This window comes from Acidithiobacillus sp., assembly GCF_023229925.1.
In the GTDB taxonomy this organism is placed as follows: Bacteria; Pseudomonadota; Gammaproteobacteria; order Acidithiobacillales; family Acidithiobacillaceae; genus Acidithiobacillus.
Genome location: NZ_JALNYM010000002.1, coordinates 265,575 through 287,726 on the forward strand (window position 1 = coordinate 265,575; position 22,152 = coordinate 287,726).

Consider the following 22,152-nt stretch of genomic DNA (forward strand, 5'->3'; position numbering starts at 1 on the left):
TGACGTGAACACGCTATGGAACCGAAGTCTCTATCCCCGTCTGGGGATGGCACTGGCCCTGAGTCTAGGTCTCGGCGCCTGTGCACAGATAGTGCAGGTCAGCCCGCAACAGAGTGCCTCAGACGCCGTTGCGGTACAGGCGGGCAGGGAGCGCATCCTCGCCCTCTCGCCGGCGGTCAACACGCGGCAACTGGCGCCGGTACAGAAGGCCCTGAGCGCCGCACGGGAAGCAGTGGCGCGTGGCGATTATGTGTATGCTGACCGTCAGACCCTGCTCGCCAAAGTGCTGCTGGATAATATCCAGATCCGCCTGAACGCATCAACCAGCAGCGGCCAGCGCGCCATGCTGAAAAGTCAGATCGGCAATTTGCAAAGTCAGATTGCTTCGACCCGCCAGCAAATCGACGTCACCAAGGCGCAGATCGCCAAGGAGGCCCAATGATCCGCGCCCGTCACCTCATCGCCGCAGCCCTGCTCATTGCACTGCCCAGCTTAGCGGCAGCCGATACCGCCACCACGCAAGCTTTGCAGCAAGCCCTCCAACGCCTGCAAAATGTGCAGCGCAGTGGTCCGCCAATGCCTTCCGCCACCTTGTCCGGCCTGCACACCAGCCTTCAGATGATGACTCGCGACCAGATCAACCCTGCCCTTTTCCAGGTCGATCAGGCCATTTTTAATGCGCGTCTCTCTGGCCTTTACGAACAACGCCAACAGGCGGCAAAACAAAACCGGCTCAGCAGCCTGCAGCGACTGGTGCAGTCGTTGACCCGCCAGCACCAGTCGCTGCAGAGCGAATACGGCAGACTGCGCGAACAACTGGCGAGCAAAACCATGAGCGGCGCCCAGACCCAGCATCTGCAAGCCGAAATCCAGCAGCAGCGGCAGATGCTGCAGTCTGAAGAGCAGCGCCTTGCCGGGATGGCGACACAGCAGGGCGCCACACCCATCCCAAGCGCCTCCACCAGCCCACTCACAACGCTGCCCGGCTACGGCAAGGCGCTGACGGTATACGCCCAAGTCCGGGCCGCCAGCGACGGAGTCCATGTCACGATGCCGGTAACCAGTCTGTTCGGCAACGAAAATCGGCTTTCTGTTGACGGTAAACAGCGTTTGCAGGCCATCTCCGGTATCCTCAAGCAGACGGCAGCCAGTGAAATACTGGTGCGGGTAGCACCACAGCCCTTGGGTGCCAATGTTGCCACCCAACGTGCCGAAAACATCCTCCGTACCCTGCGCCGCAACGGTATCCCCGATAAAGTGCTGGCTCTGGCTACCGGCGCCGGCCTCAGCACAGGCACGGCTGAACTGCTGTTGGTGAATACCAGCCCGGCTCCGTGACCCGCATGATTCTCGCCTCGGCCTCACCACGCCGCTTAGCCCTACTCCAGCAGTTGGGCTATGCGCCAGAGGTTTTGGCCACTGCCGTGGATGAGACCCCGCGGCCCGGCGAGACCCCGGACGCCCTCGCTCAGCGTTTGGCCCATAGCAAAGCGCTTGCTGCCGCAGTGGCGAAGCCCGAAGCCATCATCCTGGCGGCAGACACCGTCGTGGCGCTGGGTGATCGCGCCTTCGGCAAGCCCTGCAATTTCGATGAAGCCATGCAGATGTATACCGTGCTCGGTGGCCTCTGGCATCAGGTGCATACGGCTATCGCGGTTCTCCATCAAGGCCAGGTAGACCTGCGCCTGTGCAGCAGCGCCGTCCGCTTGCGCCCCCTTAGCAGCGCGGAGATGCGTGCCTACTGGGACACCGGCGAACCGGTTGACAAGGCCGGGGCCTATGCGATTCAGGGCATCGGCGCAGTCTTTGTCAGCGGCTTGCAGGGATCTTACAGCGGCGTCATGGGCCTGCCCCTTTTTGAAACGGCAGAGATGCTTGCTGCTTGCAACCTCTCCCCCCCTTGCCTCTCAGGACATCCATGAGCGAAGAACTGCTGATCAACGTCACCCCCCAGGAAATCCGCGTCGCGCTGGTGGATAACGGCGTCCTCCAGGAGCTCCAGGTCGAGCGCAGCGGTCATCGCGGCCTAGTGGGCAATATCTATAAAGGCATCGTCCGCCGCGTCCTGCCCGGTATGCAGGCAGCTTTCGTTGATGTCGGCCTGGAACGCACCGCCTTCCTCCACGCCGCGGATATTCAGGATGACAACGAGGAAGTGCAAGGCGAAACGGATATCGAAACCCGTGCTGGCCACCACGAGGTCCGCAACGTCTGCGCCCTGCTCCACGAAGGGCAGGAAGTGTTGGTGCAGGTCATCAAGGATCCTCTCGGCAGCAAAGGCGCACGCCTCTCCACCCGCATCACGCTGCCAGGGCGTTATCTGGTTTACATGCCCTTTGTGCCGCGCATCGGCGTCTCCACCCGCATTGAATCGCCGGAAGAACGTTTCCGGCTCAAGGAACAGCTTAAATCCGCGATCCCGCCCGAAGAGGCCGGCGGCTACATCATCCGCACCCTCGCGGAAGGCGTGGAAGAAACCGATTTTGCTGGGGATATCGACTTTCTCCGGCGCCTGTGGGACTCCATCCGCGCCCGACTGGAGCGCAGCCCTGCCCCCAGCCAGATTCACAGCGACCTCAACCTCGCCATGCGTATGATGCGTGATGTGATGTCCGACAATATCCAACGGGTACGTATTGATTCGCGGGAAACTGTCGATGCTGCTCTGGCCTTCTGTCAGGGTGTCATCCCAGAAGTGGCTGATCGCATTGAGCACTACAGCGGAGAGCGTCCGCTCTTCGATCTTTATAATGTCGAGGACGAAATTGAGCGCGCCCTGCAAAGCCGGGTCACGCTCAAGTCCGGTGCCTACCTCATCATCGACCAGACCGAAGCGCTGACCACAGTGGACGTCAACACCGGCGGCTTCGTGGGGCGACGCAATCAGGAAGAAACCATCCTCAAGACCAACCTGGAAGCCGCCGCCGCGATTGCCCGCCAGATGCGCCTGCGCAACATCGGCGGCATGATCATCATCGACTTTATCGACATGGAGGACGAGGAGCACAAACGTCGGGTCCAGCGTGCGCTGGAAAAGGGCATCCAGAGCGACCGCACCCGCTGCAACATCACCCAGATATCCTCTCTGGGTTTGGTGGAAATGACCCGCAAACGCACCCGCGAAAGCCTGCGCCAAACCCTCTGCGAACCTTGCCCCTACTGCCACGGCCGCGGCTTCATGAAAACCGCAGAAACCATTTGCTACGAAGTCCTTCGTGAGATCGTCCGCGAAACCCGCGCCTACCCCGCCGAACGCTTCGTGGTTCTGGCCTCCCCGCAGGTCATGGAGAAGCTGTTAGACGAGGAAAGCACCAGCCTTGCGGCACTGGAGGAGTTTATCGGCCGACCCATCAAGGTGCAGGCGGAGGCGACGTATACACAGGAGCAGTACGACATCATTCTGATGTGATTAAGGCTGAATCCACCAGAGGGACCCGCTTTACCTTACCGTACTACCACTCACCTTTTGCTCGCCTAACGGGGTAGGTGTTCCGCGCGATCCCCGTTTATGGGCACGGCCGGGTCTGTTACGGGTTATTGCCATGGCGGCGGGTATGCGCCCCGCCTTGCAAGGAATATGTCGCTGCAATGCTCTAAAGATGCTAAAGTTCTGAGCAGATGATGATGAGGCTAAAAGGTATTTTATCACCTCGCCGAATTTCCGCTTTAACGGCGCCTGGTCTCCATAAATAAGGGACTGTTCATGATCAGAATCCCCGATGTGATGCGGTTATCGCTACGGCAGCGGCTTCTTCGCTTTGCTGCTAAAACGCGGGTGGTTCTCCGTCTGGATGTTTGGTTTCCTCAGATACCGATGTCGCTTGCTGTGGGGCTGTTGGGGGTACTGGCGATCCTGAATGCGTTGCCGCATCTTACTCAAATATTCCCGGAACTGGCCGATATCGCGCCATCCACCCGCCTAAGCCAGGCCCCGCTCTTATCGGCACTGGGCACGATACCCGAGGCGGTTGTCGGTATCGTTTTACTACTGATGGCCTTCGGATTGCTGTTTCTCTCCCGATTTTCCTGGGCGATTACGGTAGTGCTGGCGGCAACGATGCTGGCCATGTTGCTGCACCACTATGGTCTTGTGTGGAGTGGTGCCACCATCTTCAATGCCGTGATCCTGGTAATGTTGCTGTTGTTTCGACGCCATTTTGCGCGTTCGAGCGTGGCAGCAGGTACTCTTTTTGCGGCGATTTCTATCTTGCTCTTGATGAGCTATGCGGTACTGGGCAGTTATGTGTTGGGGGCAGGATTTTCGCCACCCATCAAAAATCTGGTGAGCGCCTTGTATTTCGCCGTGGTTACCATGTCCACCGTAGGGTATGGGGATATTGTGCCGAAAAGCGAAGATGCCCGATTTTTCGTTATCTCCATCATCATTCTGGGTATCACCGTTTTCGCAACTTCCATTTCTGCGGTCGTTGTACCGTTAGTAAATGGCCGGATGCAGCGCCTGTTGATGGGAGAAAAAAAGCGTGGTCACCGTAACCATTATCTGATTATTGGTGATAATGCGTTGGCACAGAACACCTATCGCGCGCTGCTTGCTCGTCATTTTCAGGTGCTGGTGCTGGTTCCCGTGGCGCCAGAACATGCATGGATGGCCAAAGAAGACCTCATGATTGGTGATGCTACGGATCTGGATGTTTTGCACAAGGCCGGAGCCGAGTACGCCCTTGGCATTCTCGCATTGCGGATCATAGACAGCGAAAATGCCTTTATCATCCTTGCAGCCAAGGAGTTGGCTTTTTCCGGAAAAACCGTGGCGGCGGTTCAGAATAGTAAAAATCTGGAACGTCTGCGACAGATCGGTGTCGATCTTATTATCTCCCCGGAGGTGTTGGGCGGCGAATTACTGGCGCTGACACTCAGCGGCGAAGAACTGGCAGGAGATGCCATTATCAGCAAACTATTTACCGTTAAGGCGGAAGGAGTTGCAGCTTGAGTGCGTTGATGGCGATAAGCATTGTGGTGTTGGCCTTGATAGGATTGAGCATTGCGGCGATGTTTTTGCATGTGGTGGTATGGTTATTAGGTGCCATACTCGGTTTGTTTATCTATTTTATCCCCAGCATTATTGCCGCAGCACGTCACCACGAACATTTTCTGTGGGTGCTGGTACTGAATATTGTACTGGGCTGGTCGGGCATCGCCTGGATGATCCTGATTGTCTGGGCCATATTGGGAGAACGTCGAGAGCCGCCGTTATGCAATTTGAGCGGGGATACCCCTAACCCTCCTGCGCACTGACTACAAAAGTGCCGAGACGCAGACGTTGCAAACTGGCCGCATAGTCTTCCGGGGCGGCGGTGGGGGCCATTGGCCCGATCTTGACTTTATATAGACCGCCCGCAGCCGTGGAGGATACTGGTACCATCTGTGCGGTGCTTATGCCGAAATCCTGCAGTTTGCTGCGTTCGCGGACAGCGGTCTGCAGCTCCATGGAATTTGCGGTTTCCAGATAGATTTGCTTGGGCGGTGGTGCCTCCCGCCACCGCCGTAAGGTGTGGGCACCAGCCTCAAAACGCGGTGGAACAGGAACGGGAGGGGCTTTCTGGACGGCAGGGATGGCGCGGACCGGGCTGTTGGAAAAAGCGTCGTCTACCACGGCCGTTAGGTTGGCACTGGCAGGAGACATATAGGCTGGTACAGGTATTGCCGTCGGTGTACGCAGGACCGGCACGGGTGTCATCTTCTTGGACGCGATACGTTGTTGTGCCACAGGGAGCACTTGGGGAAGCGGTGTGCTGGGGCCTGGATTGCTGGGAATCACCTGAATATGTACCGGCGTTGTGCCCTGGTTGAGCATGCCCAACTGACTGGCGGCGCCGTAAGACATATCCATAATGCGGCCACTCACAAAGGGACCGCGATCATCAACCAGCACCACGACACTGCGTCCGTTCTTCAGATTAGTGACGCGCACACAGGAGGGTAGCGGCAGTGTTCGGCTCGCGGCCGTCATTTGCCGAGCATGGAAGGCTGTGCCCATCGCGGTCACCGCGCTGGAGGATTGCTGGTCGTACCAGGAGGCGATGCCATTTTCGGAAAAGCCCGCATCGCCACGCATGGGATGATACCAATCTCCGTTGATTTCATAAGGCTGATTGTAGGCAGCATTGGGGTCGGGAACTGGTGCGTGGCAATCCTGCCCGGTGGAATAGGCAGAACCCATTATCGCCGAACCATGGCCACCGCCTGACGTGCCGACCATGTGGCTGGGCATGCTCGCGCAGCCCGCAAGTGCTGCGGCGGCGAAGCCGAAAGCCCCCAGCCTGAAAACTCGAAGATGGTATCGTACGCCCATGCTGATGCACGGCCTCCGTCTGGAATTACATTTGCATTCTAGGTCATAGTCTCCAGAAAGTTCAAGCAAGGCTGATAGTTGGCTGTTTATTCTCAAGCACTAAACGAGAAATATCGGCAAATGGGAGTACTGCCGGCGTGGATCTCCGCCAGAATTACCTATGGTCTCCAATGATCGCCTTTCTCAGGATCGAAAATGACGTGTCCGATGGTCCGCGCCTCGCCGTCTGGATGTGCGCGCTAACTGATCCGGTCATCCTGGCGCCCCTATACACACTGCAGCGAGGCACCGGAACCTCATGTCGGAGTTTGGACTACCACCATACTTCAACTTATCGAGGGTAGCAGGTATATCCTGGCGGACAGGCAGGTGGTTGCTGATATTGAGGCGCCGTCGGAGTACACACATAGCCGGGAGGGCACGGTACATTGCTCTGTGGCGCTGCATAGTAACCGGGCTGCGGTGCCGGCGCCTGCTCTTGGCTCCTGGAGATGCCATAGCCAGCAAGTCCGCCTAACCCGGCACCAATGGCAGCACCCGCCAGCGGCGAGCCCGTTTGATTTCCGATGACCGCGCCGGCGACGGCACCGAGCAAAGAACCTCCCGCCGTATTGGCCGTGGTGCTATTGCTGGCGTAGGGATTATTTGCGCAACCCGCTAGCGCAAAGGGTAATGTTGCAATCATCAACCAGCGTGCCGTCTTCATGATCACTATCTCCTCGTAATAGTACTTAGGTGTTTATTATGGTGCCAAGTTCCACAAGGATACTAGTGTAGCCAACCAGGCACAGTCCTGCCGACCGCAATGGCGGTTCCGGGACGGATATCCTATCCTCTCATTATCTTGTTTGAGGCGTTGCCAGATGAATCCTCTCCGCCGCCTTTTGCAGTATAGTATGAGGCGAAGGTCCGCTCCCGGACCGACCTCGTATTTCGCTATGGAGAATGCTATGACCGTATCCTCACGCCTCGCGGCAGCCTCTGTGGTGCTGGCTCTTGGGTTGAGTGGCTGTACAGCCAGCTGGGCTCCACAAGTTAATCCTGTACCCTACTACACCTATTATCCCGCATCGCTTAGCGTGGTCACTGCTGCGGCTGAAAGGGCTTTGCCTCAGGCGGGCATGCAGTTTACCGGGTCCAAGCAGATCAGTCCCGATACTATTGAAGTGCATGGATATGATTCAGAGGGTAACGCCATTCTGATTACTCTGCAGAACAAGGGCGCCGCTGTCACTAAATTCTCGGCACGCATTGGCCTTTACGGGCACCTCCGTGAGGTGGAAGAGATTGAGCACTGGATGGGACAGTATGTGGGACAGGCCATGGCGCGGCCCTGAGCAGGCTGTGGTCATCGTCGGCGCCTGATTTTGCGCAGCGATTCGGAGCAGCAGTGTCCGGTCAGTTTGTTGCATGGGTAATCTATTGACCTGCTTGGATTGTTTGAGAGTCGGCATGGTTTGCTTTACACTTCTGGCACATGTTTCAAAGATGAGGCTCATGACCGATCTGACCGTTGAAAAAAAAATCATTATTGCCGGGCATGTCGCCTCTGGAAAGACGACTGCCTTGCGCACGTTGCTTGGCGAAAAGTTGCTCTCTACCGACGCAGCCTACTCAGAATCGAGATCGCTAGAAAGCAAAAGAACCACCACAGTAGCAATGGACTACGGAGTAATCCGTTGCCCGAAAATCCCTGTCAAACTTCATCTTTATGCCATTCCCGGACAAGAACGTTTTCAGTTTATGTGGGAAATTCTGGGCAAAAACGCGGATGGCTTGATTGTGCTTATAGATGCCGCGAGACCTCGACCTATTGACACCATTCATCTCTATCTGGACAAGATTCTACCTTTCTTGAATAGCACCTCGGTCGTGGTGGCCTTGAACAAACTGGATCCAGAACAGAGAGCTTCGTTGCGCTTGCCACCCTATCTGCGGCACGGCGACTTGCGGTTGCGGTTGACCACGACCGATGTGCGTGATGCGGAGGAAGTCATGGCGTTGTTACGTTTGCTGACTGCGGAAATGATTGAGGCAGAGCGGCGCTAAGTCGTTAGCACAGTTGTTCTAGCCACGGGCGGTAGATTGCCATGGCCCTGCCCAGCAACGCTTCACATTTGTGCTCCAGATGCTCGCGAATGGTCCTGCTACACTGCACACCCGCACCAGTTTGTTGCAGGTCATCCACCATGCTTTCCGTCCAGGCCCGCACCGTGGCGAAAGTGACCTCCGGGTGGCCTTGAAGCGCCAGACAGTGCTTGCCAATGGCAAAGGCCTGCTGGGCACAATGCTCGCTGGAAAGCAGGGGCACCGCACCGGATGGCAGAGAAAAGGTCTCGCCATGCCAATGAAAGAGCGTAAACGCGTCGGGAAGCTCCGCTAACCAGCTGCTACTCATTGCTTCTGGGGTCTTGGTGACCGTCCACCAACCGATTTCCGGGCCATCCGGATTAGGGGTCACCTGGCCGCCCATCGCACGGGCAATCAGTTGCCCGCCGAGGCAATGTCCCAGGACGGGAAGTTCTTCGCCAACTGCCCGGCGAATAATTTGTTGCTCGTTGAGCAGCCACGGGTACTGGTCCGTATCGTGGACGCTCATGGGCCCGCCCATGATAATTAAGGCGCCATAACCAGCCAAATCATCGGGAACCGGTACGCCCAGATCAAGGCGATGCACCTCCGTTCGATGCCCATGTGCCGCAAGAATATTGTGCAGGCTACCCAACCCTTCTTCCGGATGGTGCTGTAACACGAGAATCTTCGTCATGACACAGGCCTTTCCGCATTTCCCGTAGCGGCGTTTTGTAGCCAGTAGGTGACAAAATCCGCTGCCGACATAGGCCTGGCAATGCCATATCCCTGTCCTCGATCCGCTTGCATCTGGCGCAGAAGGTCGGCGCTCTCCATATTCTCAATGCCTTCGGCAGTGACGGTTACACCCAGCGCATGGGCCATCTGGATCATGGCCTGAATCATCTGTTGGTGGCGTTGACTCCCGGCCATGGGGATAACGAAACTGTGGTCGATTTTGATCTGGTTGCAACCCAGTTCGAGGAGGTATTGCAGTGCGGCGGGCCCCGTACCAAAGTCGTCGAGGGCAAAGCGCACACCAAGGCTTTGGCAGTCACTAATCAGTCTGGTGGTTTTGGCAATATCGCGCAGGGCGATGCGTTCAACCAGTTCTAGGCAGATGCGCTCTGTAGGCAGTGCGGGGCAACTTGCCAGCGCGCGGCGCAAGTCGTCGCATAGACGATGATTTTCTACTTGACGGGCAGCGAGATTGATCTGAATGTCAAGGACCATGCCCTGCTTGGTCCAGACCTCGCCGTGTTGACAGGCGTCATGGATAACCCACGCTCCAATGCGCTGCATGACCGTAGAGTTCTCCGCGACGTCCAGAAAACTGTCGGGCAGGAGCAGACCGCGCTCAGGATGCTGCCAGCGGATCAATGCTTCTGCAGCAACGCAAAGACCGCTCTGCATGTCGATGATAGGCTGCCAGTAGAGGACAAACTCCTGTTTCGACAGCGCGCGCTCCAGTTCGCCGCGCAGGTGTTGAGCGGAGCGTCTGCGCTCATCGTCCTGATGATCATAATAGCTCCAGCAATTTCCACCCGACGCCTTGGCACGATAAACCGCCTGGTCCGCATGGTGGATAAGCTCAACGGGATCAACGTTATCCTGCGGATACGTGGTGACGCCGGCGCTGGCTGTTATACCAATCTGCTGATCATCTACCCCGATGCGAATGTTGAGCGCCAGCAGAACGCGTTGGAGTACGTCTTCCAGATCGCGACGGCTGCGCAGCTTTTCCAGCAACAATATGAATTCATCACCGGCCAGGCGGACGATGGTATCGCTGGCGCGCAGCACGTCATGCAAGCGGGTTACAATTTCGCGCAGGAGACGATCCCCCGCACTATGACCCAGGCCGTCATTGACCTCTTTAAATCCATCAATGTCTAGCAAAACGATGGCCAAGGTACACTGCTCGCGGTGGGCGCTGGCGCATGCGGTAGTCAGTCGTTCCTCGAGTTGATAGCGGTTGGGTACGCCGGTGAGCGCATCGCGGGTGGCAATATGTTCTAGGTGCAACTCAATACCCATCCGGTACCAGGCGGCACCCAACATATCGGCCAACAGTTGCGCCAGACGCAGAGTGCTTTCAGCGAGCTCTGTAGGCGCCGGGCGGAACCAGGAAACGGCCAGGACACCACTGGCACCCTTGGGGCCATGGACAGGGAGGATGATGCTTGCCTGTAAACCTGTAGCCACATACTCTGGCATGGCGTGGGGGCTACGCGGATAATCCGGCACATAAATGGCGCGGTCCTCCCGTAGTGCGGCACCGCTAATTCCCTGGTCATCGGGAAAAACGTGCTTCGACAGGTCTGAATAGATCGGGGGCAGGCCATGAAAGAACAGGTAACGCAGACTATGTTCTTCGTGAGCGATGAAGGCGGCACCATCGGCTTCCAGTAGGTCTGCGGCAAGCGCCGCGGTTTCCTCGAAGAACGTGTTGAATTCATAGATACGAACCAGATTTTGTAACTGGCTCAAAACGGCATCGGGAATCATCAAAGTCCTCTGCGAGGCCCTCAACAGCAGGGTGAGTTAGGGATTTCCGCTATCGTATCAATTTAGTAGAAATTTTGAGTTTTGCCAGATATGGCGGTTAGTAAAAAACACGGCGGTTGCCCGCCGTATTTAAGAACGTTGAAGTGTTAGTGGAGGTCAGTCCCCTGCCACCGGCCGACGTTCGCCATCGCCATAGAAGGCGTACGCCTCTTCACCGTGGACCGCGTCATCGCCGATCATCAATTCTTCTTCAGACATACGCAGAGGTACGATCAGGCTGATGAGCTTGAGTAGAATGTACGTCACAACGATGTTCAACACGATGATAAATGCTGCACCGATGAGTTGTAGCCAGACCTGATGCCAGTTGCCCTCAATGGCGCCGCCCGGGGTGCTCAGGGCGAAAGCTGCACATCCCGCCTTGGTCGCCAGTAAACCGGTCATGACCCCACCGAGTAAGCCCGCCACCGCATGGGTATGAAAGACACCCAGGGTGTCATCCACCTTGCGGAAGAGCGCAGTTTTGCCGACCAGGTTCATGCTGATCCAGGGGATAATGCCTGAGGCGATGCCAATGGCGATCGCCCCGTAACCATCGACAACACCTGCCGCCGGGGTGATAGCCACCAGCCCGGTGATCATGCCCTGCACGGCACCGATGACAGATGGCTTCTTGAAGTAAAAGATGTCCATGATGGTCCAGACAATGACACTGACCGCTGTGGCAATATTGGTGTTCAGTACCGCCACGCCCGCATCACGGCTGGCAGCGTAGGGATCACCGCCGTTAAAGCCATTCCAGCCGAGCCAAAGGATACCGGCACCGACCAGCATCAGCAGCACGTTGTTGGGCTGGAAGTTTTCTCGGTCGCGTGCCAGACGCGGTCCAATCACCGCCGCCGCCACAAAGCCTGCGATACCTGCAGAAAGATGGATGACATAACCACCGGAGTAATCAATAACGCCGAGGCTCGAGAGGAAACCACCACCCCACAAACTGAAAGCGCCAACGGTATAGGAGAAAGTGAGCCATAAGGGAACGAAAATCATCCAGGCCTTAAAGCTCATCCGTCCCAATACGGCGCCCGCCATAATCACCAGAGTAATGGCGGCAAAGACAAACTGAAAATACACCATGGTAGACATGGGAAAGGCGGCGCTCGTGTTGGAGGCCGGAATCAACGCCTGTTTGAGTTCATCCTGCATGCTGATGATAGGATGCGGCAACCCAACGAAAGGGAACCATTGATTACCGAAACCCATGTTATAAGCCCAGAGGACCCAGGCGATAAGTACTGCGGCAAAGGCATAAAAGGCCATGAAAGCGGAGTTAATGGCCCATTTTTTCTTGACGATGCCCGCGTACAGGACGACGAGCCCGGGAACACTTTGCAAGCCAACGACGGTCGCTGCGGTAAGCTGCCACGCATTGTCGCCGGTATTAAGCCAAGCTACTGACATGAGTAAATTCCTCCTTATAAGGATTTCTGAGCGGTTGTAAAGCGGTCATAGGTGGTTACAGTGCATCATTACCGGTTTCACCGGTGCGGATGCGGATAGCTTCCAATACTTCGGAGACGAAAATCTTGCCGTCACCAATCTTGCCGGTGCGGGCGCCTTTTTCGATGGCATCAATAGCCTGATCGACGGCATCATCACTGATTACCGCCTCGATTTTGACCTTGGGGAGAAAATCCACCACATATTCAGCGCCGCGGTAGAGTTCGGTATGACCTTTCTGGCGCCCGAAGCCTTTGACTTCGGTAACCGTGAGGCCCTGAATCCCGACAGCTGATAATGCCTCACGGACATCATCGAGTTTGAAGGGTTTAACAATGGCAGTAATCAATTTCATGACGACACCTCTTGCACAGGGTTAGAACATCCCGGGGACAAAAGCCCCCCGGGGGTTAGAACATGAAACCGGTTTCGAGCATGCCACGGAGCTGGGTCTGGCCAAGGCCGTTGGTACCCGAAAAACCCGTATTGCTTGGCATGCTCGCAGCGACATAAGACAGCTCAGCCCGAGCGAAAAACCCGCCATCCTGGTAGGTCGGCGTCACGGTCAGCGACCAGGCATGGGAGCCGGCGCCGAAGCCGGTGAGGTTGGCCGCACCATCTGTAGCGGTGCCGGAGTTGCTGATGTACTCCACCCGCCCCGCCAAGGAGATTTTGTCCGTCAGACTGTAGTCGGCAAGAATGGCGGCACCGAGGGTGCTGGTCTTTCTGGTACCAGCGCCCAGCGCCTGAATTGCGCTGGCCGGCACGCTGGTATACTGCACGTAGGGCGTGACCGACAGGTTGCTGCCACTATAGATGTAACCTATGTCGAAGATGCTTTCGTTATTCTGCAACGGTGTGGTAGCGATGGACGAGTAGGCATAATCGGTCTGTCCCAGATTCCCGCCACCCTGGAAGAACACACTGTTCTGTTTGTTAATCGCCCAGGTCAACATGCCGGTCACCCAGTTGAAGCGATTCGAGTAGAAGCCATCATTCAAGGATACCGATGCAGTGACCGGACCTGCGGTATAATTGGCCTGAATACCTTTGTTGACCGCATTCTCCTGGCCCCAGAGCAGGCCGCGCTCAATGTTCCAGTTCTGGTAGCTATAGGTGTATTCGGCACCGATCAGGGTATAGAGCTTGCCAATCTGGATATTGAAGTTGTCGGTCGGCGCGATCTCGACATAGCCGACGGGCAGGGCACCGAAGGTGTTCTGAGTGAAGGTGCCAGTGGAGAAATAGTTGGAGCCCAGGGTCATGACGTTATACGCCCCTGCCTGCAGATAAAACTGTACGAGCCCGGTGTTCTTCTGGATGATGACCATGCCGTTGCTGATATCGGCAGAAGCAGACTTGGTGGCCGGAGTGTTTGCCGGGCCGGAAGTGGTGGGGGCGAACTTGTTGTCCTGCCAGACGCCATAGCCGCTCGCCACACCTTGCACGTTGAGTTTACCCAGTGGACCCGCTTCAAAGGTCAGCGGGCTGGGCAATGCCAGTGGCGATGCGTGGCTGGTCCCAATCATCATGGGTAGTGCCGCGAGCATTGCCAGCGAGATGATTTTATAACGACAACCGTTTTTTGAGATCTTCATGTTTACCTCTCCCTATTATATGAAATTGCAGAAAACTCCAAGCAAACTTGATGCCAACTTGCAACAACTTCAAAATCAATGCGCTTAATAGAATTATCCAGGCACTGAACAGGGTTGCGCACCATCTAGGTGCATTGCGCACCATGATGGTGCTACATCCTGAAAATTGCAGCATATTCAATCTTCAGGATGTGAGCGGTTCGCTCAGGGAAAGGTCTCCCATATCCAGGTGAACATCATATCCCCAAAGGCTATGCACAAAGCTGAGGGTTTTCTGGGCCTCATCCTGGGCGAGGGGCTGGGTATCCATCTGCCGCAAGCGCAGATGGCGATTTCCCCAGCGATCCACGGACACGATCTGAATATCCGGCGGGCGGGTGCTTTCGGCGATTTGTTGGGCTAAAGCCTGGCGCAGATACTGGTAACCGGAGTCATCATGGATGGCACTCACCCGATACGCCGCGGCGCTGGGATCGTGGCTCAAAGCAAAGAGATGCAGATCGCGCATGACCTTGGGTGAAAGATATTGCAGGACAAAGCTTTCATCGCGGAATTCGCGCATGGCGAAGTGGATTTGCTTGCGCCAGTCGGGATCCCCGGCGAAGAGGAACCAGCGATAATCTTCGTCGGTGGGCGCCAGACATATCCGTTTGATGTCTTGGAACATGGCAAAACCCAGGGCATAAGGGTTGATGCCGTCGTAGCGTGGGTCATCAAAATCGGGCTGGAAGGTGACCGCGGTGTGGCTGGCGTAAAACTCCAGCAGGGTGCCGTCAGTCACCAGTCTCTTGGCATGCAGGCTGTGCAGGATATGGTAATGCACAAAGCAGGCGAAACCCTCGTTCATGATCTTGGTCTGCCCCTGGGGATAGAGATACTGGGCAATCTTGCGGACGATGCGCAGGATTTCTCGTTTCCAGCCTTCCAGGTGCGGGGCGTTTTTTTCGATGAAGTAGAGCAAGTTTTCTTGCGGGTCGGGTGGAAAGCACGCAGATGCTGCGGGTTGATCGGCGCTGTGCGGGGGCAGTGTCCGCCAGATTTCCGAGAGCTGCTGCTGCAGATAACGCTCGCGTTCTTCGCGCCGCTGCTCCTCCTCGCGCGCCGAGAGCTGGCGCGGGCGGCGGGCGCGATCCACGCCATTGCGACTGATGGCGTGGGCAGCGTCCAGCACGTCGGTCACCGCGTCGATGCCATAGCGTTCCTCGCAATGGGCGATGTAGCGCTGGGCGAATTCCAGGTAGTCGAGAATGCCCTCGGCATCGGTCCACTGCCGAAAGAAGATATTGTTCTTGAAGAAGGCATTATGCCCGTAGGCGGCGTGGGCGACGACCAGGGTCTGCATGGTCATGGTATTTTCTTCCATGAGATAGCTAATACAGGGATTGCTGTTGATCACCAGTTCATAAGCCAGGCCCATCTCGCCGCGCCGGTATTGCCCAGACTCGATGGCGCGCTGCTTGCCGAAGGACCAGTGGGCGTAATAGACCGGCAGACCGATAGAGGCGTAGGCATCAAGCATCTGCTCGGCGCTGATGATCTCCAACTGATTGGGGTAGGTGTCGAGCTGGAGTTCTTCGGTAGCGATGGCCGCGATGGATTCGGTGACGGCGTCAATCCGCGCGAAGGTCCAGTCGTTGTCGGTAAAGAGGAATTTAGACATGGCTCGACATCTCCTCAGTGGCAAAGAGGGTCCGGAAGAGCGGATAGATATCCTCGCGTTCACTGGCGCGGGCGGTGATCAGATCCGGGAAGTCCTGGGCAATGGCTTCGTACAGTTGCAGCAGATCGCTCTCGCTGTCACGGTTGACCTCCAGATAGAAGAGGTTGCGCAAGCGTGGCAGCAGATTCATGAGATGTTTTTCCACCACCGCATTGTCAGCAAAATAATTGTCGCCGTCAGATACCTGAGCCAAATACACGTTCCAGCGATCTGGCGAGAAGCGTTGCTCCATGATCTCTTCGGCCAGGATGACGGCCGGAGAGACCAGCGTGCCACCTCCCTCGCGGGCACCAAAAAAGGCCTGTTCGCTGCATTCCGAGGCGGTACTGTGGTGTTTGATGAAGACGATCTGCACCGTCTGATAGTGGCGATGCACGAACAGATATAGCAGCAGGAAGAAGCGTTTGGCCAGATCCTTTTCCTTCTCGCCCATACTGCCGGAAACATCCATCACACAGAACATCACCGCATTGGTAATGGGGTGAGGCTGCTGGTCAATATGAGCGAAGCGCAAATCCGCCTCGTCAATGAAGGGGATGGCTTTGATCTTGCGTTCCAGGGCGGCAATTTGACTATTTAGCTTGCCGAGGCGCTCCTGCTCCACGGAAACATCCTGCCCCCGCGCCACACGGTCCTGAATCTCTTCCTGAAGTGTGCCGCGGGCGTCCAGCAGGCCCTGCAATTCACGGCGCTTGCCCGCACGCAGGGCGAGACGGCGGGCACGGGCGGCCCGCATGGTGCGCCCGACGTGCATGCGGGAGGGGCTGCCGTCCTTGATGAAACCCGCCCGCCGCCATTGATCTGCCTGGATATCTCCCTGCGCGGTCTTGCGCAGGTTGGGCAAGGCCAGCCCGTCAAAGAGCAGTTCGAGAAATTCGTCGGCAGAAAGGACGATGGCCACTTCGTCATCACCCAGACCGTCGGGTGTGCCCTCGCGGCTTTTGCCGGAGCCCCCACCCCCTTCGGGTTTACTGATTTCGTCGCCGCGCTGATATTCCTTGTTGCCGGGTAACACCCGCTCCCAGGAGGCATCACTGAGATCACGACGAAAACTCGGTTCATGGAGATCGCGGGTAGGAATGGAAATAGGTTGATCGGCGTTGGCCAAGTCTTCAATGGAGCCGGAACGTGCCATTTTCTCGACAGCAACCTTGAGCCGGGCGCGGACACGTCTTTGCAGACGGTTTTGGTTGGCCGTGGATCGAGTTCCGGAACTGCGCCGGTCGATAATCGTGCTCATGGCAGACTCCCAAGTGGCGACGCTTCACCCACATTATGACCTAAAATGGGGTGGATGGTTGCGGATTATTGATATTGGGGCGGGCCTCCCCCACGGGAGACCCGATTCAGTCAGCGCTTATTCGTACACTTGCTCCCCATGCTGGGTGATGTCCAGACCTTCCCTTTCCTGCTCTTCCTTGACGCGCAGGCCCAAGGTCCAGTCGATGGCCTTGAGGATGATGAAACTGACGATGGCATCATAGACAATGGTGACACCAACGCCCGTCGCCTGAATGAGCAACTGTCCGGTATTCCCTTCCAGCACACCCGCTGTACCGCCGATGGCCTGCACGGCGAAGACGCCCGTCAGCAATGCACCAACAATACCGCCGACAGCATGGACGCCGAAGGCATCCAGAGAGTCATCATAGCCTATCCAATTCTTGAGATAGACCGATGCCCAGAAGCAGATGACCCCGGCTGCTATGCCAATCCACAAGGCGCCCATGGGGCCGACGAAGCCTGAGGCAGGAGTGATGGCGACCAAACCCGCTACTGCACCGGAAGTCATGCCTAGCACCGTCGGTTTGCCGCGGGCCAGCCACTCCGCAAACATCCAAGAGAGGGCTGCCACCGCCGTAGCGATCTGGGTGGTGGCCATGGCCATGCCCGCCCGATCACTGGCCGCTACCGCCGAACCGGCGTTAAAGCCGAACCAGCCGACCCAAAGCAAGGAGGCACCGATCAGGGTGTACATCAGGTTGTTGGGGTGCATGGCATCATGCTTGTATCCCACTCGCTTACCCATGACCAACGCCGCGACCAGGCCAGCAATACCGGCATTGATATGCACCACCGTGCCGCCCGCGTAGTCGAGAACACCATCCGCAGCCAACCAGCCGCCGGGACCCCAGACCATGTGGGCGATGGGCGCATAGACCAGCAGTGACCAGAGGCCGGTGAACCAGAGCAAGGCAGAGAACTTCATCCGCTCGGCGAAGGCACCGACAATCAGTGCCGGGGTAATAATGGCGAAGGTCATCTGAAAGGTCATATAAACCGATTCCGGGATGGTGGGGGCGAGGGCATTGGCGGAATCCAGGCCCAAGCCATTGAGGAAAAGGCGGCTCAGGCCACCCGTGAAGGCATTGCCCGAGGTGAAGCTCAGTGAGTAGCCCATGATCATCCACAGTACGGAAATCAGGGCCGTGATGGCGAAACTCTGCGCCGCCGTGGCGAGGACATTTTTCTTGCGCACCATGCCCGCATAAAAAAGGGCCAGACCGGGGACGGTCATGAGCAGCACCAGAGCGGTGGAACTCAGCATCCACGCCGTGTCGCCGCTATTAAAGGACGGGGTGGTGTCAGCCTGGGCCAGCGGGCTGGCCAACAAGGCTAACGCGCCGATCCACGGCGCCCCTACAGAAATTTTGTGTATCGCTCCCTGCTGCATCTTGTCACTCCTTCTTTCCTATCAGATAAGGGGGCAAATTGCCCATTGACTACCTCAATGGAACCAAGCAATAAGCGTGCACACATGGTAAGCCATGGAAAACATATGGTTTATGGATGACAGTGCAGCGTCAGAAACGAAAAGTGCACCAAAATAGTGCGGCCTGCCTGTTCCGCTATGGCAACAGGCGGGTCGCTGTTAAAAAAATGCCCGCAGTGCGGGCAGGATATTGTGGCGGAGAAGAGTGTGAGCCGTTACTCTCTTCTGTGACGGCCAGGTGCTTCTAATGATGTTTGCGATAGCGCATATACCAGTCCACCAGCAGGCGTACCTGTTTTTCCGTGTAGCCCTTGGAGGTCATCCGCGCGACGAAGTCCTGATGTTTGCGCTCATCGTCGGAGGAACTCTTCTTACCGAAAGAAATCACCGGCAGCAGATCTTCCGTATTGGCAAACATTTTCTTCTCGATGACCGCGCGCAGTTTCTCATAACTGGTCCAGGCCGGGCTGACGCCGTCGTTGGATGCCTTGACCCGCAGCACGAAGTTCACCACTTCGTTGCGGAAGTCCTTGGGGTTGGCAATGCCCGCTGGTTTCTCGATCTTTTCCAGCTCTTCGTTGAGCAGGCTGCGATCCATGAGCTGCCCAGTATCGGGGTCACGAAACTCCGTATCCTGTAGCCAGAAATCGGCATACTGGATGTAGCGGTCAAAGAGATTCTGGCCGTAATCGCCGTAACTCTCCAGATAGGCCTTCTGGATTTCCAGGCCAAGGAACTCAGCATAACGGGGGGCCAGCTCGGTCTTCAGGAAGGCGAGATAGCGGGATTCCATTTCCGCCGGGAACTGCTCGGCGCGGACCTGAGTTTCCAGCACATGCAGGAGATGCACCGGGTTGGCCGCCACCTCATCGCTGTCGAAGTTGAAGGTACGGGACAGAATCTTGTAGGCAAAACGGGTGGAAATGCCGTCCATGCCTTCGTCCACGCCAGCCGCGTCATGGTATTCCTGCAGACTTTTGGCCTTGGGGTCCTTGTCCTTGAGGGACTTGCCATCATAGACCTCCATCTTTGACCACAGACTGCTGTTACCCGGCTCCTTGAGGCGACTGAGGACAGAGAAGCGGGCCAGCATATCCATCGTATCAGGGGCACAGGGAGCAGCGTTGAGGGCACTGCTTTCGAGAAGCTTGTGGTAGATCTGCGTTTCTTCCGTGACGCGCAGGCAATAGGGCACCTTGACGATGTAGACACGGTCCAGGAATGCTTCGTTCCGCTTGTTATTGCGGAAGGCAGACCATTCTGATTCGTTGCTGTGGGCCAGAATGATGCCCTGGAAGGGCATGGCACCGAAGCCTTCGGTGCCATTGTAGGTACCCTCCTGGGTCGCTGTCAGCAAGGGGTGCAGCATCTTGATGGGTGCTTTGAACATTTCGACAAACTCCAGCACACCCTGGGTGGCGACGTTGAGGCCGCCTGCATAGGAATAGGCGTCGGGATCGTCCTGGGAAAAATCCTCCAACTTGCGGATGTCCACCTTGCCAACGAGGCTGGAAATGTCCTGATTGTTCTCATCGCCCGGCTCCACCTTGGTGATGCCGATCTGGTGCAACTGGGATGGCATCAGACGGTGCACAGCGAATTTACGGATGTCACCGCCGAACTCGCGCAGCCGTTTGGCCGCCCAGGGGGACATCACGCCATTGAGGGCGCGGCGGGGGATGCCGAAGCGATCCTCCAATACCGGACCATCTTCATCCCGATCGAAGAGCCCCAGCGGTGACTCGAAGAGCGGTGATATCTTGCCATGAGCGGCGAGGCAATAGATGGGGTATTGCTCCATCAGGCTCTTCAGACGCTCCGCCAGAGAGGATTTGGCGGCCCCCACCGGGCCGAGCAGGTAGAGAATCTGCTTGCGCTCTTCCAAGCCCTGTGCCGCATGGCGGAAATAGGCGACGAGGTTTTCTACGACGTCTTCAATGCCATAGAAGTCCTTGAAGGCGGGGTAAGTGAGCAGCTTGCGGTTCATGAAAATACGTGACAGCCGGGGATCTGCCTGGGTGTCCAGCACTTGCGGCTCGCCAATGGCTGCCAGCATCCGCTCGGCGGCAGTGGCATAAGCCATGGGCTCGCGCGCGCAGAGATCGAGATAGGCATCGATGGAAAGGGTGACTTCCTGCTGTTGCAGGAAACGCTCCTGGTAACGCTCGAATAACGCCATTTGCCACTCCTTGCGGCACTGCCGCGCTTGCAATTACTTGGACCCGCTTCGGTCGTTAGGGTTCGCTCTATGGTGAAGATCCCTGGATGCACCGTAAAACTAGCATTTCCTGTGCCAGTTTGGCATTCGTGGCTCCAGCCGTCTGCCGTTTTGCGATGCGGATGATGAGAGGGATCGCCACAAACCCGAAGCGCTGGAATGGTGCGCACTTTGCACAAGTATGGTGCAGAATTTTAGATGGCGCCAGCGCAACGAAGATGCCCTACCCCTCTAATTTGACGCGTAGCACGGGGATGGCGCTGTTTGGTAATGGACTGTTTTACTTGACGTATAGAAATCAGATCGGCTTGCGGATAAAAAAAGGGCGGGAGGACCGCCCTGGAAGCCACTTGAGGAGGAGTGATCACATGAACATGATCAATATTTATAAAGCATGAATCGTGCCAAGCTCTCCATATACTGCTGCGCCGTCGCGTAGACATTCCCAAAAGACGCTCTTCGGCCCGACGTGGCACACCCTTTGCTCAGTTAGTGGGCGCCCCTTCCCGGCGTATTTCCGGACTTCGACCCGACAGGTGACCACCTATGAATCGCTTCGAGCATTTTCGTGAGGTGCGCAAAGATCTTGCAGCCCTACTAGGGGGAGTGGTCGATGCACTAGCCAGTCCGCTGCTTTTACAGCAGGACTGTGAGGCACAACGACAAAAACTGGCTAGCCTCATTGCCCGGCATCCTTTCCTGGACCTTTGCTATCTGCTCGATGCAGAGGGTTTGCAGCTTGGCAATAACGTCGCCGCCTCTCGGCGGCGGGGCACGCAGGGCGGGGACGGGGTAGATCGCAGCCACCGGCCGTATTACCGGCTGACGTTGGAGGCGAATAGCCCGGTGCTCACCGAACCTTACCTTTCTTCTGCCAATGGCCATATTTGTGTGACTGCCGCCGCACCGATTCGTGATGAAGCTGGCAAACTGCTGGGTATGGTGGTAGCGGATAGTGAGTTGGATCGCGCCCTTGCGCTGTTGGAAGAGGACGATATTCGCCGCGGTTTTGAACCCTATTTTAAGGTTTTTTATATTTTGTTTTCATTGGGATTGCTGGCGGTAAGCATGGCGTTGGGGTTGCACGCGATGCTGTCGCTGGGACCGGTATGGTCCGCAGCCGCTTCTCCGGGAGACTTTGCTGCCCCTTTTCAGGCAACCATTCTCTTTACGCTGGCATTGGCGGTATTCGATTTGGCGAAGACCATTTTTGAAGAGGAGGTGCTGCTCCGCAAAGATATTCGTCGCCACAGCACCACCCGACGCACTCTGACGCGCTTTATCGCCGCCATACTGATTGCGGTGTCTATTGAAGGGTTGATGCTGGTTTTCAAATTCGCCCTGGATGCCCCGCAACATTTGTGGCTGGCGGTGGTGTTGCTGCTTGCCGCAGCCGCTCTGATGGTCGCACTGGGTGTCTATGTATATCTCGGCGCACGGGCAGAAGTTCTGCTCTTACAGCACAAGGATCGGTGCCAGGAAGAAAACTGAGGCACCTGTCCGTGCGGATGG

The 22,152-nt window shown here is 56.8% G+C and carries 20 protein-coding genes; 9 read left to right on the forward strand and 11 right to left on the reverse strand.

Translation table 11 applies throughout. The features are described 5' to 3' along the window. Window positions 1-4 precede the first annotated feature (4 nt). The 6 genes from M0P56_RS07805 to M0P56_RS07830 all read left to right on the forward strand — a co-directional run bounded on the left by M0P56_RS07805 (window position 5) and on the right by M0P56_RS07830 (window position 5,256). A complete protein-coding gene (locus M0P56_RS07805) occupies window positions 5-442 on the forward strand; it encodes a hypothetical protein (RefSeq protein WP_291509491.1) in 438 nt (145 codons plus the stop codon). Further along, window positions 439-1,338 carry a hypothetical protein gene (locus M0P56_RS07810; RefSeq protein WP_291509492.1) on the forward strand — a complete coding sequence of 300 codons (900 nt, stop codon included), beginning with the start codon at window positions 439-441 and terminating at the stop codon, window positions 1,336-1,338. The genes M0P56_RS07805 and M0P56_RS07810 overlap by 4 nt, the downstream gene beginning before the upstream one ends. A gap of 5 nt (window positions 1,339-1,343) precedes the next feature. Then, window positions 1,344-1,922 carry a nucleoside triphosphate pyrophosphatase gene (locus tag M0P56_RS07815; protein ID WP_291509863.1) on the forward strand — a complete coding sequence of 193 codons (579 nt, stop codon included), beginning with the start codon at window positions 1,344-1,346 and terminating at the stop codon, window positions 1,920-1,922. Continuing rightward, on the forward strand, window positions 1,919-3,409 hold the full coding sequence (gene rng, locus M0P56_RS07820; RefSeq protein ID WP_291509493.1) for a ribonuclease G: 1,491 nt from the start codon (window positions 1,919-1,921) through the stop codon (window positions 3,407-3,409). The genes M0P56_RS07815 and rng overlap by 4 nt, the downstream gene beginning before the upstream one ends. A 294-nt stretch (window positions 3,410-3,703) precedes the next feature. After that, window positions 3,704-4,951, forward strand: a complete 1,248-nt coding sequence (gene kch, locus M0P56_RS07825; RefSeq protein WP_291509494.1) for a voltage-gated potassium channel protein — start codon at window positions 3,704-3,706, stop codon at window positions 4,949-4,951. Beyond that, window positions 4,948-5,256: a superinfection immunity protein gene (locus M0P56_RS07830; protein ID WP_291509495.1), complete on the forward strand. Its 309-nt coding sequence runs from the start codon at window positions 4,948-4,950 to the stop codon at window positions 5,254-5,256. Before kch ends, M0P56_RS07830 begins: the two co-directional genes overlap by 4 nt. On the opposite strand, the gene M0P56_RS07835 is transcribed toward M0P56_RS07830, so the two are convergent. Beyond that, the gene (locus tag M0P56_RS07835; protein WP_291509496.1) at window positions 5,237-6,313 is read right to left on the reverse strand and encodes a septal ring lytic transglycosylase RlpA family protein; all 1,077 of its coding nucleotides are present in this window, start codon (window positions 6,311-6,313) and stop codon (window positions 5,237-5,239) included. The genes M0P56_RS07830 and M0P56_RS07835 overlap by 20 nt on opposite strands. Window positions 6,314-6,644: 331 nt before the next feature. Next, complete coding sequence (locus tag M0P56_RS07840; RefSeq protein WP_291509497.1) at window positions 6,645-7,019, reverse strand: glycine zipper domain-containing protein; 375 nt, start codon at window positions 7,017-7,019, stop codon at window positions 6,645-6,647. Window positions 7,020-7,263: 244 nt separating this feature from the next. On the opposite strand from M0P56_RS07840, the gene M0P56_RS07845 reads away from it, so the two are divergent. Together M0P56_RS07845 and M0P56_RS07850 are read left to right on the forward strand one after the other, a co-directional pair. After that, window positions 7,264-7,650 (forward strand): hypothetical protein, encoded by a 387-nt coding sequence (locus M0P56_RS07845; protein ID WP_291509498.1) that lies wholly within the window; start codon window positions 7,264-7,266, stop codon window positions 7,648-7,650. A gap of 160 nt (window positions 7,651-7,810) precedes the next feature. Next, complete coding sequence (locus tag M0P56_RS07850) at window positions 7,811-8,362, forward strand: ATP/GTP-binding protein (RefSeq protein WP_291509499.1); 552 nt, start codon at window positions 7,811-7,813, stop codon at window positions 8,360-8,362. A 4-nt stretch (window positions 8,363-8,366) separates the two neighbouring features. Here the strand turns inward: M0P56_RS07850 and M0P56_RS07855 are convergent, their stop codons facing one another. From M0P56_RS07855 to M0P56_RS07895, 9 genes are all read right to left on the reverse strand, one after another. Further along, window positions 8,367-9,080: a type 1 glutamine amidotransferase gene (locus M0P56_RS07855; RefSeq protein WP_291509500.1), complete on the reverse strand. Its 714-nt coding sequence runs from the start codon at window positions 9,078-9,080 to the stop codon at window positions 8,367-8,369. Further along, entirely contained in the window at window positions 9,077-10,891 is a 1,815-nt protein-coding gene (locus M0P56_RS07860; RefSeq protein WP_291509501.1) for a bifunctional diguanylate cyclase/phosphodiesterase, read from the reverse strand. The genes M0P56_RS07855 and M0P56_RS07860 overlap by 4 nt, the downstream gene beginning before the upstream one ends. Before the next feature lie 156 nt (window positions 10,892-11,047). Next, the gene (locus tag M0P56_RS07865) at window positions 11,048-12,352 is read right to left on the reverse strand and encodes an ammonium transporter (RefSeq protein ID WP_291509502.1); all 1,305 of its coding nucleotides are present in this window, start codon (window positions 12,350-12,352) and stop codon (window positions 11,048-11,050) included. A gap of 55 nt (window positions 12,353-12,407) precedes the next feature. Beyond that, window positions 12,408-12,746, reverse strand: coding sequence for a P-II family nitrogen regulator (gene glnK, locus M0P56_RS07870; RefSeq protein ID WP_291509503.1), 339 nt, complete (start codon window positions 12,744-12,746; stop codon window positions 12,408-12,410). Between the two features lie 55 nt (window positions 12,747-12,801). Then, complete coding sequence (locus M0P56_RS07875) at window positions 12,802-13,989, reverse strand: porin (protein WP_291509504.1); 1,188 nt, start codon at window positions 13,987-13,989, stop codon at window positions 12,802-12,804. A gap of 184 nt (window positions 13,990-14,173) precedes the next feature. Further along, on the reverse strand, window positions 14,174-15,649 hold the full coding sequence (locus M0P56_RS07880; RefSeq protein ID WP_291509505.1) for a SpoVR family protein: 1,476 nt from the start codon (window positions 15,647-15,649) through the stop codon (window positions 14,174-14,176). After that, entirely contained in the window at window positions 15,642-16,949 is a 1,308-nt protein-coding gene (locus tag M0P56_RS07885) for a YeaH/YhbH family protein (protein ID WP_291509506.1), read from the reverse strand. The genes M0P56_RS07880 and M0P56_RS07885 overlap by 8 nt, the downstream gene beginning before the upstream one ends. Before the next feature lie 117 nt (window positions 16,950-17,066). Next, entirely contained in the window at window positions 17,067-18,383 is a 1,317-nt protein-coding gene (locus tag M0P56_RS07890; RefSeq protein ID WP_291509507.1) for an ammonium transporter, read from the reverse strand. Window positions 18,384-18,666: 283 nt separating this feature from the next. After that, window positions 18,667-20,601 carry a PrkA family serine protein kinase gene (locus tag M0P56_RS07895; RefSeq protein WP_291509508.1) on the reverse strand — a complete coding sequence of 645 codons (1,935 nt, stop codon included), beginning with the start codon at window positions 20,599-20,601 and terminating at the stop codon, window positions 18,667-18,669. A 585-nt stretch (window positions 20,602-21,186) separates the two neighbouring features. Between M0P56_RS07895 and M0P56_RS07900 the strand changes: the two genes are divergently transcribed. Next, entirely contained in the window at window positions 21,187-22,131 is a 945-nt protein-coding gene (locus M0P56_RS07900) for a PDC sensor domain-containing protein (RefSeq protein WP_291509509.1), read from the forward strand. Window positions 22,132-22,152: the final 21 nt, after the last annotated feature.

Excerpts from the sequence above, each read along its gene's own strand:
- glnK (WP_291509503.1), bottom strand. The coding sequence starts at position 12,746 with ATGAAATTGATTACTGCCATTGTTAAACCCTTCAAACTCGATGATGTC.
- M0P56_RS07865 (WP_291509502.1), bottom strand. The coding sequence starts at position 12,352 with ATGTCAGTAGCTTGGCTTAATACCGGCGACAATGCGTGGCAGCTTACC.
- rng (WP_291509493.1), top strand. The coding sequence starts at position 1,919 with ATGAGCGAAGAACTGCTGATCAACGTCACCCCCCAGGAAATCCGCGTC.
- M0P56_RS07815 (WP_291509863.1), top strand. The coding sequence starts at position 1,344 with ATGATTCTCGCCTCGGCCTCACCACGCCGCTTAGCCCTACTCCAGCAG.
- M0P56_RS07860 (WP_291509501.1), bottom strand. The coding sequence starts at position 10,891 with ATGATTCCCGATGCCGTTTTGAGCCAGTTACAAAATCTGGTTCGTATC.
- M0P56_RS07895 (WP_291509508.1), bottom strand. The coding sequence starts at position 20,601 with ATGGCGTTATTCGAGCGTTACCAGGAGCGTTTCCTGCAACAGCAGGAA.
- M0P56_RS07840 (WP_291509497.1), bottom strand. The coding sequence starts at position 7,019 with ATGAAGACGGCACGCTGGTTGATGATTGCAACATTACCCTTTGCGCTA.
- M0P56_RS07850 (WP_291509499.1), top strand. The coding sequence starts at position 7,811 with ATGACCGATCTGACCGTTGAAAAAAAAATCATTATTGCCGGGCATGTC.
- M0P56_RS07880 (WP_291509505.1), bottom strand. The coding sequence starts at position 15,649 with ATGTCTAAATTCCTCTTTACCGACAACGACTGGACCTTCGCGCGGATT.
- M0P56_RS07855 (WP_291509500.1), bottom strand. The coding sequence starts at position 9,080 with ATGACGAAGATTCTCGTGTTACAGCACCATCCGGAAGAAGGGTTGGGT.
- M0P56_RS07875 (WP_291509504.1), bottom strand. The coding sequence starts at position 13,989 with ATGAAGATCTCAAAAAACGGTTGTCGTTATAAAATCATCTCGCTGGCA.
- kch (WP_291509494.1), top strand. The coding sequence starts at position 3,704 with ATGATCAGAATCCCCGATGTGATGCGGTTATCGCTACGGCAGCGGCTT.
- M0P56_RS07885 (WP_291509506.1), bottom strand. The coding sequence starts at position 16,949 with ATGAGCACGATTATCGACCGGCGCAGTTCCGGAACTCGATCCACGGCC.
- M0P56_RS07835 (WP_291509496.1), bottom strand. The coding sequence starts at position 6,313 with ATGGGCGTACGATACCATCTTCGAGTTTTCAGGCTGGGGGCTTTCGGC.
- M0P56_RS07900 (WP_291509509.1), top strand. The coding sequence starts at position 21,187 with ATGAATCGCTTCGAGCATTTTCGTGAGGTGCGCAAAGATCTTGCAGCC.
- M0P56_RS07890 (WP_291509507.1), bottom strand. The coding sequence starts at position 18,383 with ATGCAGCAGGGAGCGATACACAAAATTTCTGTAGGGGCGCCGTGGATC.
- M0P56_RS07845 (WP_291509498.1), top strand. The coding sequence starts at position 7,264 with ATGACCGTATCCTCACGCCTCGCGGCAGCCTCTGTGGTGCTGGCTCTT.
- M0P56_RS07810 (WP_291509492.1), top strand. The coding sequence starts at position 439 with ATGATCCGCGCCCGTCACCTCATCGCCGCAGCCCTGCTCATTGCACTG.